The organism is Fischerella sp. JS2, assembly GCF_032393985.1.
Taxonomy (GTDB): domain Bacteria; phylum Cyanobacteriota; class Cyanobacteriia; order Cyanobacteriales; family Nostocaceae; genus Fischerella.
This window is the reverse complement of record NZ_CP135918.1, coordinates 2,427,297-2,444,567: the sequence shown is the minus strand read 5'-3', so window position 1 is coordinate 2,444,567 and position 17,271 is coordinate 2,427,297. Positions and strand designations below refer to the sequence as shown.

Sequence of the window (17,271 nt, the reverse complement as noted above, 5' to 3'; positions counted from 1 at the left end):
AATCTGTCTGTATTCATCTGTGTACCCTGCGGGAAGCCTATGAGCGCGTCTACGATTTTAAAAACAGGATTTTTGCCATAGTTTGAATTCACATTAGGTCTAACTTATTTTAAAAATGCAAATTTTCCATTGTTACCATTTTTTTCCATCTTAATTTGAGCAACATAAAAGTCTTTTTGCACAATTTCACCTTCTGGAGTAAATGAAATTTCACCAATAGGCGTATTGTATTTACCTGCTAGTATCTGTTTATTTAATTCTGTCCGTAGTTTATCTACAGGAAGGGTGGTAATTTTGGTTTTTTTATCTAAAGCTTTCAAAGCCTCTACATACACCTGCACTGCTGTAAAAGCTTGAGCGCTAAATTGGGGTGGTTCTTTTTTGTATTGCTCTACGTATGCTTTGCGAAATGCAGCGTTGATTTCTCCTGGATGTTCTGGACTGTAAGCTTGAGCAATCATAACGCCATCACAAAGAGCTTTACAAACAGACAATACATTTGATGTATTCAAACCATTACCACCAATAATTGCACCTTTGTATCCTAACTCTCGCAACTGCCGTACTAAGTTACCACCATCAGCAGCCAGACCAGAAATAATGATTAAATCTGGTTTTAAATTCAGGGCGTTGGTTGCTTGGGCTTGAAAATCGGTATCAGTAGTTTGAAATTTTTGGACTGTGACTAATTCTAATCCTTGATCTTTAACTGTTTTCTGAAAAATTTCTGTTTCTGATTTATTAAAAGCATCATTTTGAGCATAAAAAACTGCTACTTTTTTAATGTTAGGATTTTGCTTCAGTGCAGCTTTCACAGAATTAGGTGCGACAACAGAAACTGGTGCAGATACACGAGCTATGTAATCACCAATTTCAGGAACACCTTTTGCTGTGTTAGATGCGCCAATTACTGGTACTTTTGCCCGTTCAGCGATGGGGTCAGCACTAAAGGCTTGTTGTGATAAAGTCGGACCAACAATACCAACAACTTTATCTTTATTAATTAAAGTTTGAAATGCATTAATTGCTCCAGCTTCGTCACCACCAGCATCTTGAAATACCAGCTTGATCTTTGTGCCGTTAATGCCACCTTGGTCATTAAAATACTTCTCAGCAATTTTTGCACCTGCCACCCCTTCCTGACCGAGTAATGCGACGTTGCTGGTTTGGGCAAAGGCAATACCAATAGGTATAGGACCAGATATACTGGTTGTTGAGGTGTTGGTGGCTGTGTTTGTACCTGTGTTTATACTTGTGTTTGTACCTGTGTTGCTACCACCACAGGCTGTAAGTAGGAGAGTACAAGAAGCCAAGAATGCTGTTGTGCGAGTAATAGTTTGTTTCATAAGTGGCAAAATTCCTCAAATCTATTAATCTATTTATTTGACCATACCCCAGGTAAAGCTTCCAAGTAATTGCTCGCATCTGACTTGCGATAGATTTAATCTTATTGTCTAGGTTAACTAATTTGGGCGATCGCTTTTGATGGTCGGCTTAACTTAAATAAGAAAGTGTCACAATGGGTTCCTAGCATGAAAAAGAGAATTATTATGCAATTTCAATTTGGATACAATACACTTCTACCTCACAAGAACAGCCCTTATCTGCACAAGCGCACCCGTTCCTAGTTCGTGAATCATCCTAGAGTTTATGATCGCCGTTCCTTTAGCTGTAGCGATCGCTTCTTCCTACTTTCTTACCCCCTTACACCCTTGCCTCGGTAAATTTTCTATGCCTTTAATTAATGAAAAATTAAGAAAAAAAGCTTGGGCAAACGCGATCGCTAAACCTGCCCAAGAATTCCCACTTACTCCCCTACCTGTAATTACTGGCACAATCCCACCTGGTTTGCGCGGCACATTATATCGCAACGGTCCTGCACGGCTAGAGCGGGGCGGGATTCATGTGGGACATTGGTTTGATGGAGATGGTGCAATTCTGGGAGTACACTTCAACACTTCTACTCCCCTCGAAGAAGGGGGGGGTGCTACTGCTGTCTATCGCTACGTCCAAACAGATGGTTACAAAAAAGAAACAGCAGCAGGGAAACTGCTTTACGGTAACTACGGAATGACAGCACCAGGAGCATTTTGGAATCGATGGTTAAAGCCAATTAAGAATGTAGCCAATACCTCGGTGCTAGCATTGCCTGATAAACTATTGGCTCTGTGGGAAGGTGATCATCCTTATGCCTTAGACCTACAAACACTGGAAACCAAAGGTTCAGACAATTTGGGCAGACTTGACAAAGGCTTGCCCTATTCTGCTCATCCTAGTGTAGATTTACACACTAAAGAGATTTTTAATTTTGGTATCTCCGTTGGAAATAATGGTACACTCAATCTTTTCAAAAGTGACTGGACAGGTAAAATCGTCCAAAAAGCGCAGTTTCCTCTAGAAGGCTTGCCTGTCATACATGATTTTGTCCTAGCAGGGCCATATCTTGTCTTTTTTGTTCCTGCTGTCCGGTTGAATATTCTTCCCGTTCTCCTTGGAATAAATACTTACAGTGATTGTCTCAAATGGCAACCCCAGGTAGGAACACAAATTTTAATTTTTGATCGCCAAACACTTTCCTTGGTAAGTCGGGGAGAAACAGAACCTTGGTTCCAGTGGCATTTTGCTAATGGTTATGTAGATGCTAGCGGTGAAGTCGTTGTAGATATTGCCCGCTATCAAGACTTTCAGACAAACCAGTTTCTCCAACAAGTAGCGTTTGGTGAAACTCACACGCCAGCCAAGAGTACACTGACGCGAGTTCGTATCAATCCTCAAACTGGTGCAGTGACAAACATTCACCAAATATTAGACCGCAATTGTGAATTCCCCAGCGTACCACCTGAAAATGTTGGACAAGCCTCGCGCTACACTTATTTTTCCATATCTCGACAAGGAACAGATATTAGCCAAGAACTATTAAATGCGATCGCCTGCTACGATCACGAAAGCGAAACTCTCACCGAAGCAGACTTTGGTGAAAATTGCTATCCTAGTGAACCCATTTACGTTACAGACGCCGACAACCCAGAACAAGCTTGGATTTTAACAGTTGTGTACGATGGCAATTGCGATCGTAGTCAAGTTTGGGTTTTTAATGCTCATCGGTTAAATGAAGAACCTGTGTGTAAACTGGAACTACCAAGTGTGATTCCTCATAGTTTTCACGGTACTTGGAAAGAAGTGTAATACCAATTCGCCAAAAGAATGCGACAGATAGGCCATCTTGTAGAGACGCGATTCATCGCGTCTTTATCCAAGGATGTGTTGCAATCATTAATTGAATTGGTATAAGAAAAGCCCATAAAACACGGTATTTTGAAAAATCGAACACCGATGCACACCAATAAACACCGATGTACATAGATAGATCGTTAGATTAGTCAATACAATAAGATAAATTTTGCAAATAGAGAAGCGATACAAATAATCTATCTGTGTTTATCGGTGTTCGATTTCCATAAAATAATTTTGTCGTGGTTTCAATTCACATTAGATGTAAGTTGCAAAGCTGTACTAAGAATCAGGCATAATCGTATCTTGAAAATTCGCACCGTTCAGATTAGCTCCTGCTAACTTCGCTCCTGTAAGGTTAGCACCTGCTAAATTAGCCCCTTTGAGGTTACTCCATCGCAAGTCAGCACCTCGCAAGTCAGCCTCACTCAGGTTAGCCTGCAACAGGTAGGCACTACTCAGGTGGGCTTTGCTGAGATTTACTTGGTAAAGATCAGCTTTATAAAGATAAGCTCCTATTAATTCCGCTTCGTGCAGGTTGGCTTTGCTCAAATCTGCCCCAATCAAGTTAGCTTCGATGAGGTTGGCAAAACAGAGGTTAGTGCGGTGCAGTTTGGCTGTACCCAAATCAGCACCTCTTAAGTTTGCACCTTTTAAGTCAGCCCCAATTAAATTAGCATCAGCAAGCACAGCATTTTTGAGATTGGCTTGACTCAAGTTAACTCCAATCAAATTCGCATGGCTCAAATTTGCCTGGGTAAGTTGGGTAAAACTTAAGTTGGCAACACTGAAATTAACTAAACTTAAGTTAGCTTCAGCCAAATTTGCTTCATAGAGATCAACACCACTCAAATCTGGTTCAATATCGGGGTTTTTTTCTCTCCACTCCATCCATGTGACTGCACCAGCTTTCAGTAAAGCTAGATGCTCTTGATTTGCCATTTTGTCTCCTTTATTCCTGACGCATTGCCAGGGGATTTGTCCTACCTGCTACACTTTCAATTGCCGTTAATGCTCCGGCTGCACCTGCAAGAATATCCCGTTCTTGTCCACCCAAATAAAGCCGTCCAAAACTACCCACAGCTTGAACTTCCAAGATATTAATCGCTGCTGATTTTTCGGCTTCATTCGCAGCGAGGGCGGCGTAAGCAGCAGGCTCAACTTCCAATACATACAGCGTTTGTCCTGCCAGTAATAATTGTCCGCGACGGGTGCGGTTAATTAGTTGTGTTTGGTAAGCATCAATGTTGCGGATAATCTGGCTAGAAACAACACGTGGTTTGAGACATTCTTCTCTTCTAACTCCTAGTGTTGCTAAAATGGCTTGACCGGCTGCTCGTGTTTCTCCTTGGGAAGCAGAATGAACTTCCAATAAACCGTATAGTCTTTCAACTACCTGTACTCCAGGACGAACGGAAGCAGCTTTGAGTGCTACATCTGTAATCCGATTAATCTCAATTCCAGGCGAGATTTCCACCCACAGCGATGTATCCCCAGGTAATGGCAAGAAACCTTGAGCTACCGTTCCCATATATGCTGCGTGTTGGGGTTGCAAGCTATCGAGAAATACGAAACTGCGTAGTTCTACTCCCAAGGTTCTATTCTCCAGTCATCAGGGTCAAAATGATTTGTTGCAAAATGTGTACTTAAGTTTAAAGTACCATAAAGCTATGTTTATGCATAAGCTAGGGGATTGGGGATTGGTAATCGCAGAACAGCGATCGGGGAATGGGCATTGGTGTTTACTCTCTCCCTTATCTCCCTTGTCTCCATTCCCTATTTTCCTGTATAAATACTGCCATCAGGCATGATTGCCCCGATTAAATTCGCTCCTTGGAAGTTAACTCCTTATAGATCAGCACCTTGAAAGTTAATGACTTGATGTCTTTTTTTAAGTGAAGAATTCTGGGAAATATTTGTAATATCGATTGGTGTCTCATCAAAAATAATTCCTTTATTCTCCACAGAAGTTGCTGCAACTCTAGCATACATAGCTACCCATTTAAATAAGTATGCTAAGTCAATAGGAATTTGAACTTTAGAAAACAAAATAATGACAAAAATGTTTCCCGATGGTAACATACCTCCCAATCCCAAAACAGATTTTATTTGGTAGGGAATAACAAATTGGGTTTGAGCTGGAATATATGGACTATCAATTGCTTCTGGAATATAAAATACATTAAAGTTTTTCTTACCTAAATTAATGATTATTTCTGGTTCCGGCTTAATTACATTTTCTATTTCTAGACCAAATTGCCAAATCAGTTGGGAAATCATCGGAATTTTAGCAACAGTATCTTGGTCTATTAATGAAATCACCTGATGTCCTATAGACAATTTCCTTGAATTTCACTGCGGATTTTTCCCATTGTTGCCAATAATATTAGGCACTTTGTATCCTGATTTATAGTACGTTCATTTAATATTAGTTCTGCTTCCAACTGAATGTCTTCGGGTAGAGTGCCATAGGGATGGGTTTTAAAAAATCTGACTAAACTACAAGCCGGATTTCCATCTGGCAAGACAAAATTTTTGTAGATATAGCTTACCATGCTTACTGCCATTGCCTCCATACTGGCAGCATCCGTATTCATGTTACGTAGTTTCACAGCAAACTTTAATAAATCATCTTTTGTTAAACGATTCAAAACATACATTTTTATTTATTCGAGAAGTCCTGATTCGCTACAAATTAAGTGTGAATAAAAATTCTACTGCTAATGAAGGAGTAGAAAACAAAATACAAGTCAAAAAATAAACTTTTGGAGCAATTTTTGTAAAAGATTTAATTAACTATGATCTACGCAATTTACAAATTAATTATCTTATGTATCACTAAAATAAATCATTTTAGACTTTTAGTAATCATGTTTTCTTGTTTGTGTAGACGTTACGCAGCTTTTGCTAGACATTGCTGATTGAGGAATAGAAAAATCAAGTTACAAAGGTTGAAAATCATATATATCTCCTATTTTGATTTTTCTGTCAATGTGTAAATCCTATTAACGACTAATCATGTTCACAGAAAATCGATATTAGGTACTAATTATGTAGCAAAAAAGCTAACACTGATAAATCAGAGAGTTGTGATAACATAGGTTGACACAAATAAAGTTAATTAGTTAGGCTCGTCATTTTTAGGAGCGTTTCTAAATACTAGGAATTACTTTATGAATTAAGCTACCTAAGCTGTCGTATATCCAGTTATACCGGACTCAGATTGTATAAACACAGCAAATATCGTCAGAGAGTAGCTTAATTGTTCACAATTGTGCAATATTCTACCCATCTGGTTGTGGTCGCGACAAAATCAAAGAGCGAAAATAGAATACACGGGCCAGTAATCAGTAATCAGTTAACTGTTAACTGATTACTAATTACTGTTAACTGTTATATAAGGAGTTTGTTATCTGTGGTTTTACAAATAAAAACTAGTGCCTACGAAGCGAAAACCCAAGAAATTGCCAGAGTTTTGCTAGGGGCGACACAGGAAAATCGTAATTTCTTCTCGGCTTTACGGGATCAGATGCGCTGGGATGATAGGATGCTGGCTTGGGCGATGAGCAATCCCGGATTACGGGTGCAGTTATTTCGTTTTATAGATACTTTACCTGCTTTACATAGCAAATCGGAAATTGCCGCCCACTTACAGGAATATTTAGGCGATGAGTCCGTAGAATTACCATCTGCCTTAAAGGGAATGTTAAATTTTGCCAATCCCGATTCCATGCCAGGACAGGTTGCTGCTACAACTGTGGCTACAGCAGTAGAAACATTAGCTCATAAATATATTGCTGGAGAAAATATTAAACAGGTACTCAAGACGATTGAGCGACTGCGCAAGGACAAGATGGCTTTCACCGTAGATTTACTAGGTGAGGCGGTAATCACGGAAGCAGAAGCACAATCTTATCTGGAACGCTATCTTGATTTGATGCAACAATTAGCAGAAGCAGCGAAGAATTGGGCAACTGTGCCATTAATTGATCAAGCAGATGGCGAACCACTGTCGAAAGTTCAGGTTTCTGTAAAGTTGACGGCTTTTTACTCCCAGTTTGATCCATTAGATCCTCAAGGTAGTGAAGCAAGGGTAAGCGATCGCATCCGTATTCTTTTGCGTCATGCTAAGGAGTTGGGTGTTGCTGTTCACTTTGATATGGAACAGTATGAGTACAAAGATTTAATTTTCAGTATTCTGAAAAAACTTTTGCTCGAAGAAGAGTTTCGCACTCGTACAGATATTGGTATGACCATCCAAGCATATCTGCGTGACAGTGAACAAGATGCCAAAGCATTAATTGATTGGGCAAAAGAGCGTGGTTATCCCATTACAATTCGTCTAGTAAAAGGTGCTTACTGGGATCAAGAAACTATTAAAGCAGAACAGAAACATTGGCCACAGCCAGTTTACAATCACAAAGCAGCAACGGATGCGAACTTTGAGAACATTACCCAGTTATTGCTGGAAAATCACCAATACGTTTATGCTGCTATTGGTAGCCATAATGTGCGATCGCAAGCTCATGCTATAGCGATCGCCCAAAGTTTGAAAGTTCCTCGCCGTTGCTTTGAAATGCAAGTCCTCTATGGTATGGGTGACAAACTTGCTAAAGCTTTAGTTGATCAGGGTTATCGCGTCCGCGTTTACTGTCCCTATGGCGAACTTCTCCCCGGAATGGCATATCTGATTCGTCGTTTGCTAGAAAATACTGCTAATAGTTCTTTCTTAAGGCAAAATTTAGAAAATCGTCCTGTAGAAGAACTACTAGCACCTCCACAAATAAGACAGGAAGACAAAGAGAAAGTAGCCAGGGGAGATGGCAGAAGAGAACTTGTAGCAGCAGACACAGACGACAAAGTAGCCAGGGGAGACGGAAGAAGAGAGTTTAGAAATCTAGAAGACAACGGAAAAATTGCTGACAAATTTGTTGGTGCAGCAGATACAGATTATGCAGAGGAAGAATTAAGAAAGGAATCACAACAAGCTTTACGAACTGTCCGCCAGCAACTTGGTAAAACTTATCTGCCGTTAATTAATGGTGAATATGTTAATAGCCAAGAAATTATTGATTCCGTTAACCCGTCAAATTACAGTGAAGTAGTTGGTAAAATTGGTCTCTTGAGCGTCGAACAAGCAGAACAAGCAATGCAAGCTGCAAAAGCTGCCTTTCCTAGTTGGCGTAAAACACCCGTGAAACAACGTGCTGGTATCTTATACAAAGCTGCTGATTTAATGGAACAACGTCGTGCTGAACTTGCTGCTTGGATTGTGCTGGAAGTCGGAAAACCAGTGCGAGAAGCAGACGCAGAAGTAAGTGAAGCGATCGACTTCTGTCGCTACTATGCTGTAGAGATGGAACGACTGAATCAAGGTTACAATTACGACGTTGCTGGCGAGACAAATCGTTATATTTACCAACCACGGGGAATTACGGTTGTGATTTCTCCTTGGAATTTTCCGTTAGCGATCGCCACAGGAATGACAGTCGCAGCTTTAGTTACTGGTAATTGTACCTTGCTTAAACCTGCGGAAACATCATCAGTGATTGCAGCGAAACTAACCGAAGTCTTAGTTGATGCTGGTATACCTAAAGGTGTATTTCAATATGTACCAGGCAAGGGTTCCCAAGTTGGTGCTTACTTGGTTAATCACGCAGATACACATGTAATTGCTTTTACTGGCTCACAAGAAGTTGGTTGTAGAATTTATGCAGAAGCCGCCAACCTCAAACCTGGTCAAAAGCATATGAAGCGGGTAATTGCAGAGATGGGAGGCAAAAATGGCATTATCATCGATGAAAGTGCTGATTTAGACCAGGCAGTTATGGGTGTTGTGCAATCGGCATTTGGTTATAGCGGTCAAAAATGTTCTGCTTGTTCACGGGTGATTGTCCACACAGCTATTTACGATAGCTTTGTACAGCGTTTCGCACAAGCAACCAAATCGCTAAACGTGGGTGCGGCGGAGTTACCTGGTACTCAGGTAGGGCCTGTGATTGATGCTAATGCACGCGATCGCATTCGCGCGTATATCGAAAAAGGCAAGGCAGAAGCAAAGGTTGCTTTGGAAATGCCAGCACCGGACAACGGTTATTTTATTGGCCCGGTGATTTTTACAGATGTATCGCCAAATGCAGTAATTGCCCAACAAGAAATTTTTGGTCCGGTCGTCGCCGTCATTAAAGCGAATAATTTCCCAGAAGCTTTGAAAATTGCCAATAGTACTAACTATGCTTTGACAGGAGGCCTTTACTCTCGCACACCATCGCACATTCAAAAAGCACAAGAAGATTTTGAAGTCGGGAATTTGTACATTAACCGCACCATTACTGGTGCGATAGTCGCAAGACAACCTTTTGGTGGTTTCAAACTTTCTGGAGTTGGTTCTAAAGCTGGTGGCCCTGATTACTTGCTGCAATTTCTAGAACCGCGTACCATTACGGAGAATATTCAACGGCAAGGTTTTGCACCAATTGAAGGAGCAGATTGAAGAAGGCAGATGGCAGATGGCAGATGGCAGAAGGAAGAATTGGACAGAGATTTAAACCTTGATGCCAACTGAGCCTCCTGCCTTGCCCGAAGGGTAATACGGAGAGAAATTTGAATGCTAAGTAATTAGCATAGCCCTTTTTCTTTCTCTGTGTTCTCTGCGTCTGGTGCGGTAAAAAATTTTTTAAACCACACAGGCGCAGAGAAAACGGAGGCAATATCGAAAAACAGCAAGCTTTTAAGTAAAGCTATATGTCGAATATATTTGAAACCCAACTAGAAAGCTGTTATGCCAAAAACCGCAAAGAATGGCGAGAATGGTTAGAGAAAAATCATCGTACCTCTGTTGGTGTTTGGCTCATTTATTACAAAGTAAAAAGTGGTCAACCAAGTGTTCAATATAGCGAAGCAGTAAAAGAAGCCTTATGTTTTGGCTGGATTGATAGTAAAGCCAAATCATTAGACGAAGAACGCTACATGCAAATATTTACACCTCGAAAATCGAAAAGTGTATGGTCAAAATTAAATAAGCAATACATTGAAGAACTTATCGAACAAGGTTTAATGACTGAAGCTGGTTTAGAAAAAATTGCAACTGCAAAATAAGATGGCTCCTGGACATCATTAGACGCGATAGAGGCATTAATCATTCCCGCAGATTTCAAGCAAGCATTAGAAGCAAATGAAACTGCCAAGAGATATTTTGAGAAATTTAGTAACTCTTCGAAAAAGAATATTCTCTTGTGGATTGAAAGTGCGAAACGACCGGAGACAAAATTAAAACGTATTGAGCAAACTATAAGTTCAGTCGCACAGAATAAAAATCCATTGCTGCGATAACTATAAGAATGATGAGAACATTCTGCCTTTTAAGGAAGTCCTATAGATAGAAAAATATGATCTATAAGGGTAAAATTAGATAATTTAAAGTGAAATGATGAGTAATTTAACAGTCAGAGTTGCTCATATACCTGAAGAGTTAATGGAAATTGAGAAAATTAGAAGGGTAGTTTTTCAGGAAGGACAGGGAGTGGAACAAGATTTAGATTTTGATGGTCTAGATGAGATATGCGATCAGTTAATTGCTCATTTAAATGGAGAATGTGTAGGAACAGCTAGGATTAGATATTTGGATGATCAAACTGCAAAAATAGAAAGATTAGCCGTTTTAGAAATGGCAAGAGGACAGGGTATTGGTCAGAAAATAACAAAAGAAGCACTCGAAGTCATAGCTAGTAAAAATATTCCAGAAGTTGTAATTAATGCTCAAGAGTATGTAAAAGGTTTATATCAAAAACTAGGTTTTCAGCAAGAAGGAGAAGTTTTTGAAGAAGCTGGAATTCGTCATGTAAAAATGAGGAAAAGTTTAATTGGTTAGTAGTAGAGACGCGATTAATCGCGTCTGTACATTAGGCAATTAATCGCGTCTGTACTGGTTAGTTGTTAGTAGAGAGTTTTACTTGATGATTATGAATTGATATTGTTTATATTCCTATTCACTATTACCCATTACCATTAACCACTATCCACTAACGACTAAATCTTATGATGTTCCTGGTTTATGAGTCATCCAAAATATCGGCGCAAACAGTTTAAGAATTTACTGATACTCAGCATGATTTGGCTATTGGGTGCGGTGTGCGATCGCATCTGGTTTGCTTTAGATAATTCTATTCCAGCTTGGGATCAGGCAGATTATTTAACTGGCACTTTGATTTATTGGCAGGCATTGCAGCATCCCCAATTTTGGGATAGCCAATGGTGGCAAAATTTTTGGATGTTATCCTCGAAAATCCCACCTTTAACTTACATTGTTGGGGCTGTTGTTCAAAATATTTTTGGCACTGGGCCAGATCAAGCTGCACTAATTATGCTGTTATTTAGTGCTATTTTATTAGGTTCAGTTTATGGATTAGGTGCAATATTATTTAGCGAAGCTGTAGGTTTGTGGGCAGCTGCACTCTGTCAAGTTATGCCTGCTCTTTATAGATTACGCTTAGATTTTCTTCTCGATTATCCCCTTGCAGCTGTTGTCACCCTCAGTTTTTTTTGCCTGACAGTTTGGAAAGTCAAAGGCAGATGCCAGAAGGCAGAAAGCCGCGAATTCTCCTCCCACTCCTCACACCCCACCCTACGGGAAGCCGCGCAAAGCGCGTCTACACACCCCTTACACCCCTCATACCCCCCCCACCTCCCCATCGCCCCCCAACCCCACAAAGTGGGGACCCCTAGCCCCCCATCCCCCCCTCTCCTCTGGGCAGCAGCTTTTGGCTTATCCTTGGGTTTGGCATTAATGGTGAAGCAGACAGCGTTATTTTTTCTACTGATACCGATAGTGTGGGTAGGGTTTGGCGCACTTCGTCAACGTTGTTGGGGAAAGTTATTTCAGTTACTCGGGGCTTTATGTTTGTCGATATTGGTGTTTGGTTCCTGGTATCGCACCAATTGGTTGCTTATCCTGACATCTGGCAAACGGGCAACGATAGATTCTGCGATCGCTGAAGGTGATGCACCCCTAAATACACTGCAAGCTTGGACTTACTATTGGGAACAATTGCCAGAACAAGTGTCATTGCCTTTGTTACTTGTGCCGATATTTGCGTTGCTGATTTACTGGGGACGTTCATCAAAAGACGTCCAGACCTGGAGAGTGGGAGACACAGAGACGGAGAAATTTTTCATCACATCTGTGCCTCAGAGTGCCTCCTCACTCCAATGGTTAGCAATCTTTTTGGTAGGTGCTTACTTCCTGTCATCTTTAAACCCAAACAAAGATGATAGATATGTGTTGCCTTATTTACCGACATTTTCAGTATTTTTAGCATACGGATTGACCCGCTTCCGGAGTCTTTGGGCGTGGCGGATTCGTTGGGGTACTTTTGGTTTGGTAGTGCTTTTAATGATATTCAACTTGTTTCCCATTGGCGGCTTTGCTGGTGATTGGATGACATCAGCTTTGAGTCCCAATGCCCAGCATTACCCCTATATGAAAGAAGAGTTACCTCATCGCCAAATTATTGCCCAAATCATTGCCACAGAACCATATTTGCGTTCCACATTGGGAGTATTGCCATCCACCAAAAAAATTAACCAGCATAATTTGAATTACTATGGTAGACTAGCAAACTCCCAAGTTTATGGACGGCAGGTAGGAATAAAAAAGAAATTTGTCAAACAGGATGCGCGATCGCTTTCATGGTTCCTCACCAAAACTGGCAAACAAGGTTCAGTCCCAAAAGCCCAAGCTTTGATGGTTAAAACTGTAGAGCAAGATCGCAATCTCCAACTTCATAAGTCTTGGGTTGTCGGTAGCAGTACTCTTAAGCTTTATCATCAACAAACCCCACCGATAGAAGTCAAAGCAATTTCCTCAGAACAACCACAAGCTAAGATTGCTCTATTGCAAGTCATAGTACCAGAAAAGGCTCCACCCGGAGTACCAGTATCGGTAAGTTATGAATGGACTGGCACTTGGGAAGAACTGCAAAACGGGATAGTATTACTGACTTGGAAAAACCTCACCAACGATAAGGGACAGATGTCATGGATACATGATCACGGTATAGGTATGGGAAATTTATATGCAGGTGCAAACAAACCTCAAGGTACATTCCAAGTCACAGAAAGAATGGCAATGTTGCCACCTGTTGACATTACGCCAGGAAATTATATTTTAGAGGCTACTTACCTCAACCGAGTTTCAGGAGAAAGTTATTTAATTCCTGTACCAAAAGTAACATTACAAATCGATTCCCAAGCCCCTGCTAAGACTGCACCAGAGTTAGATATAATCACGCAATTTAGAGATTTAGCAGCAAATTTACCTCAAGGTAGAAAGGCATTGGAGCAATTATTTGCAGAAATTGCACGTATCAATCAATACGATCCTATTCAAGATTATTTGGAACAGGCGCGATTGAGTTTGGCATATAGATTGCAGTATGTTTCGCAAAACCGCGATTGGGCTTACGCTTTAGCTTTAGCAAACGTGTTGGAGAAAAGAGTCAATGGTGCAATAGCAGCTTTAGAAAAAGTTACTCAGCTAGACTCAGAAAATCCTTACGCCTGGGCATATTTAGCCTTTGTGCAAATCTATAATTGGCAGCCAAGTGCGGCTGAAAAATCTCTCCAACCGAGCTTGGTCAAAAACCCGGACTTAAAAGAAATTCAAGCATTGAATGGAGTTGCTGCCCTCATGCAAGGAAAAGTAATTCGAGCATGGGAGATTTTTCAGAAGTTAAGAGCCTAATAGGGAGGATCTCAAACGTTTGAGTTTTTTTTAAACGCGGAGGTTCGCAGAGGTTGACGCAAAGGAACGCAGAGTGTTAATTAGAGCTACTTCGTTTTGTGTTTTGAAAATTTGGGATGCTCCTGCCTTATAGCGTTGGCTTGGAAATCAAAAGTCATTTTATGACTTTGACCTTTTGGATAACGGGTTTGCCGCTCAGTTAGCTCTCTGATACTCTATTTTCAAAATATACTTCAATCCCTGATCCCTAATACCCAATCCCCAATTCCCAATATGCCTTCTAAGCGAATTCTGTTTATCAGTAACGGTCATGGAGAGGACAACCATACCTCTCATGTTATTCAAACCCTGCGCCAATTGTGTCCTTCTTTGAAAATGGCGGCACTGCCGATTGTGGGGGAAGGAAAAGCTTACCGTAGCTTGGACATCCCTATTATTGGGCCGACGCAAACGATGCCCTCTGGGGGATTCTTTTATATGAGGCGTCTGTATTTACTCAAAGATTTTCAATCAGGATTGATTGGGTTAACGTGGCGTCAGTTACAAGCGGTGTTACATTATGCTCCTGAGTGCGATTTGATTATGGCTACTGGGGATTTTATTTCCCAGACATTTGCTTATTTAACAAAGCGCCCCTTCGTCTCTTTTATTTCTTGTCTTTCTGCTCTCTACGAAGGGCGATTACGTCTCAATCCGCTTCTGTGGCATGATCTCAATTCTTCTCGATGTCTGGCAGTTTTCACTAGAGATCGCTATACAGCTTCTGACCTTCAACGGCAAGGTTTAACTAAAGCTAAATTCGGCGGTATCCCTGCTTTAGATAGGCTCGTACCTAGTGGTAAAAATTTACACTTAACACCGAATATTCCTATTGTTGCTCTTCTGCCAGGGTCACGGATGCCTGAAGCCGCACGAAATTTTCGTTTGCAGTTGCAACTGGTGCGAGAAATTGCCAAATTAGAATCCGGACAAAAACTACAATTTTACGCAGCTTTAGTACCAAATTTGAAGTCGGAACTAGACGACATTGCCAAGAGTCAAGGTTGGCAGCACGAGCAAGGCATACTCACCTATGCTGCTGCTGGAAGTTCTCTTGTGGAAGTGAGATGTTACTCAGATGCCTTTAATGACATTGTATGTTACTCTACCCTCATTATTGGTATGGCAGGCTTGGCAGTGGATCTAGCAGTAGCGAGCGGGAAACCTGTCATCCAAATTCCTGGAGAAGGCCCTCAATTTACTTATCAATTTGCAGAGGCGCAAACACGGCTATTGGGTATAAATGCCCAAACCATCGGCACTAAGCCAGCAACCCCTGAGATCCTACAGCAAGCAGCTCGACGAGTCATCGAGACTTTGCAAGATGCGGACTACCTCGCTAAATGCAAAGAAAATGGCCCAGAGCGATTTGGCCCGCCCGGTGCGTCTGAGAGAATTGCCCGCTTTCTGCTAACCTATCTAGGGGAAACTAAGTAGAAATTGCTGCTCAAGCTGCCGACTCTCAAGAAGTAATTGAAAGATATGAAAGTCCGCTCTAGTTACTGGCAACTGTTGCCTTATCTATGGCCCCAATGGCCGCTGTTAGTTAAGGGAGCAGTGTGTATTTTAGGATTTGTGTTATTCACCTTATTACTGCCCTATCTAGCAGGTCAGGTTGCTTTTTTTGTTGGTCAGGGAAATGTGAATCAGATTGCCTACTGGCTCGGACTAGCCACTCTGGTATTTTTGGTGCGGGGGCTTTTTCAATACGGGCAGAATATCTTTATGATCGCTGCTGCTCTGAACATGGTTTTAAATTTGCGTAAGCGAGTCTACGCTCATCTGCACAAACTTGGATTGGATTATTTTGAAACCACACAGACAGGCGACCTTACTTATCGTTTGACTGAAGATATCGACCGGGTAGGCGAGATTGTTGACAAGTTATCTCATCAGTTTCTCTCCAATTTCTTGCAGTTAATTGCAATTCCCGCTTACATGCTCTACCTGAATTGGCCACTGACTATGGCTGGTTTGCTTTTGGCTCCTTTGATGGCTTGGTTAATCGGACTATTCGGTCAGCGATTACTTGTCCTATCTCGTCAGAGTCAAAATCATGTTTCCAATCTGTCTGCAATGCTAACCGAAGTATTTAGCGGCATTCGAGTTGTTCAAGCTTTTGCAGCACAAGAGTATGAAGTCAAGCGATTCAATCAGGAAGCAGAACGCAATCGCCAAGCTAAGTACCGCGCTCAACAACTTAAATCTATTCAGTTTCCAGTGGTAGGTTTTTTGGAAGCAGTTAGTATTATGCTGCTGTTTTTATTGGGAGGATGGCAGATTTCCCAAGGAAACCTGACTGCTCAAGGGTTTATCAGTTTCTTAGCTGCTGTGGCTCTCTTGATTCAGCCCATCGACCTCATGATCAGCAATTTCAACGAGTACAAGCAGACTGAAGCCTCTGTAGAGCGCATCTTTGAATTAATGGCAAGACAGCCTAGCCTTAATGAAACACCAGATGCTAAAGAACTACCCCGAGTTATTGGCAAGGTAGAGTATCGTCATGTTAGTTTCGCCTACAATCCCGGCGAACCAGTCCTTAAGGATCTGTGTCTGCGTGCTTCCCCTGGCAATGTCATTGCTTTGGTTGGTTCTTCTGGTGCAGGTAAATCGACGTTGATTAATCTGTTACTTCGTTTCTATGATCCTCTGTCTGGTCAAATTCTGATTGATGATATTGATATCCGCGATGTGACACTGAACAGTCTCCGTCGTCAAATTGGGATTGTTCCTCAAGACATCACCCTATTTTCGGGAACGATCGCTCAAAATATCGGTTACGGTCAGGAGGAATTAAATTTAGAGGCAATCCAGGAAGCGGCAAAAATTGCCAACGCTCACTCTTTTATTACCCAATTTTCCCAAGGTTATCATACCTGGGTGGGTGAGCGTGGAGTCAACCTCTCTGGAGGACAACGCCAACGACTCGCGATCGCCAGAGCAATTGTCAACGATCCGCGAATTCTCATCTTAGATGAGGCTACCTCCGCCTTGGATTCGGAATCGGAAGCACTAGTTCAAGAAGCACTCGAACGAGTGATGCAAAATCGTACCGTGTTTATTATTGCTCATCGCCTCAGCAGTGTTCGCCGTGCTGATTGCATTCTCGTCCTAGAACAGGGACAGGTGGTTGAATCTGGTACTCATACCTCTCTTTTGTCTGAGGGAGGACGATATGCTCGTTTTTACGCCCAACAGTTCTACTCTGCACAGGAGTAGGCTGGGGAGGTGGGGGAAGTGTGAGGAGTACTAAACCACTA

General features: G+C 41.5%; 11 protein-coding genes and 1 pseudogene. 7 read left to right on the top strand and 5 right to left on the bottom strand.

Annotated elements, in window-relative coordinates:
• Positions 1 to 104 precede the first annotated feature (104 nt).
• On the bottom strand, positions 105 to 1,346 hold the full coding sequence (locus RS893_RS10100; protein WP_315791054.1) for an ABC transporter substrate-binding protein: 1,242 nt from the start codon (positions 1,344 to 1,346) through the stop codon (positions 105 to 107).
• Positions 1,347 to 1,731: 385 nt separating this feature from the next.
• Here RS893_RS10100 and RS893_RS10095 point away from each other — a divergent pair, with 385 nt between their 5' ends.
• Complete coding sequence (locus RS893_RS10095; RefSeq protein WP_315791927.1) at positions 1,732 to 3,186, top strand: carotenoid oxygenase family protein; 1,455 nt, start codon at positions 1,732 to 1,734, stop codon at positions 3,184 to 3,186.
• Between the two features lie 327 nt (positions 3,187 to 3,513).
• On the opposite strand, the gene RS893_RS10090 is transcribed toward RS893_RS10095, so the two are convergent.
• From RS893_RS10090 to RS893_RS10075, 4 genes are all read right to left on the bottom strand, one after another.
• Positions 3,514 to 4,173: a pentapeptide repeat-containing protein gene (locus RS893_RS10090; protein WP_315791053.1), complete on the bottom strand. Its 660-nt coding sequence runs from the start codon at positions 4,171 to 4,173 to the stop codon at positions 3,514 to 3,516.
• Between the two features lie 10 nt (positions 4,174 to 4,183).
• Positions 4,184 to 4,825 carry a hypothetical protein gene (locus RS893_RS10085; protein ID WP_315791052.1) on the bottom strand — a complete coding sequence of 214 codons (642 nt, stop codon included), beginning with the start codon at positions 4,823 to 4,825 and terminating at the stop codon, positions 4,184 to 4,186.
• Between the two features lie 254 nt (positions 4,826 to 5,079).
• On the bottom strand, positions 5,080 to 5,553 hold the full coding sequence (locus RS893_RS10080; protein ID WP_315791051.1) for a hypothetical protein: 474 nt from the start codon (positions 5,551 to 5,553) through the stop codon (positions 5,080 to 5,082).
• 8 nt (positions 5,554 to 5,561) lie between these two features.
• Entirely contained in the window at positions 5,562 to 5,891 is a 330-nt protein-coding gene (locus tag RS893_RS10075; protein ID WP_315791050.1) for a hypothetical protein, read from the bottom strand.
• 755 nt (positions 5,892 to 6,646) lie between these two features.
• Between RS893_RS10075 and pruA the strand changes: the two genes are divergently transcribed.
• From pruA to RS893_RS10045, 6 genes and pseudogenes are all read left to right on the top strand, one after another.
• Positions 6,647 to 9,724, top strand: a complete 3,078-nt coding sequence (pruA, locus tag RS893_RS10070) for an L-glutamate gamma-semialdehyde dehydrogenase (protein ID WP_315791049.1) — start codon at positions 6,647 to 6,649, stop codon at positions 9,722 to 9,724.
• Positions 9,725 to 9,975: 251 nt separating this feature from the next.
• Positions 9,976 to 10,563: pseudogene (locus RS893_RS10065) on the top strand (YdeI/OmpD-associated family protein).
• Positions 10,564 to 10,657: 94 nt separating this feature from the next.
• The gene (locus RS893_RS10060) at positions 10,658 to 11,101 is read left to right on the top strand and encodes a GNAT family N-acetyltransferase (RefSeq protein ID WP_396336436.1); all 444 of its coding nucleotides are present in this window, start codon (positions 10,658 to 10,660) and stop codon (positions 11,099 to 11,101) included.
• A 183-nt stretch (positions 11,102 to 11,284) separates the two neighbouring features.
• Entirely contained in the window at positions 11,285 to 13,972 is a 2,688-nt protein-coding gene (locus RS893_RS10055; protein ID WP_315791048.1) for a glycosyltransferase family 39 protein, read from the top strand.
• Positions 13,973 to 14,245: 273 nt separating this feature from the next.
• Positions 14,246 to 15,448, top strand: coding sequence for a lipid-A-disaccharide synthase-related protein (locus tag RS893_RS10050; RefSeq protein ID WP_315791047.1), 1,203 nt, complete (start codon positions 14,246 to 14,248; stop codon positions 15,446 to 15,448).
• Positions 15,449 to 15,493: 45 nt separating this feature from the next.
• Positions 15,494 to 17,230 (top strand): ABC transporter ATP-binding protein, encoded by a 1,737-nt coding sequence (locus tag RS893_RS10045; protein WP_315791046.1) that lies wholly within the window; start codon positions 15,494 to 15,496, stop codon positions 17,228 to 17,230.
• The last annotated feature ends 41 nt before the right edge of the window (positions 17,231 to 17,271 follow it).

What these genes read in the sequence shown, in the direction of transcription:
- RS893_RS10100 (WP_315791054.1), bottom strand. Translation starts at nt 1,346, where the DNA reads ATGAAACAAACTATTACTCGCACAACAGCATTCTTGGCTTCTTGTACT.
- RS893_RS10045 (WP_315791046.1), top strand. Translation starts at nt 15,494, where the DNA reads ATGAAAGTCCGCTCTAGTTACTGGCAACTGTTGCCTTATCTATGGCCC.
- RS893_RS10060 (WP_396336436.1), top strand. Translation starts at nt 10,658, where the DNA reads ATGATGAGTAATTTAACAGTCAGAGTTGCTCATATACCTGAAGAGTTA.
- RS893_RS10095 (WP_315791927.1), top strand. Translation starts at nt 1,732, where the DNA reads ATGCCTTTAATTAATGAAAAATTAAGAAAAAAAGCTTGGGCAAACGCG.
- RS893_RS10090 (WP_315791053.1), bottom strand. Translation starts at nt 4,173, where the DNA reads ATGGCAAATCAAGAGCATCTAGCTTTACTGAAAGCTGGTGCAGTCACA.
- RS893_RS10075 (WP_315791050.1), bottom strand. Translation starts at nt 5,891, where the DNA reads ATGTATGTTTTGAATCGTTTAACAAAAGATGATTTATTAAAGTTTGCT.
- RS893_RS10055 (WP_315791048.1), top strand. Translation starts at nt 11,285, where the DNA reads ATGAGTCATCCAAAATATCGGCGCAAACAGTTTAAGAATTTACTGATA.
- RS893_RS10050 (WP_315791047.1), top strand. Translation starts at nt 14,246, where the DNA reads ATGCCTTCTAAGCGAATTCTGTTTATCAGTAACGGTCATGGAGAGGAC.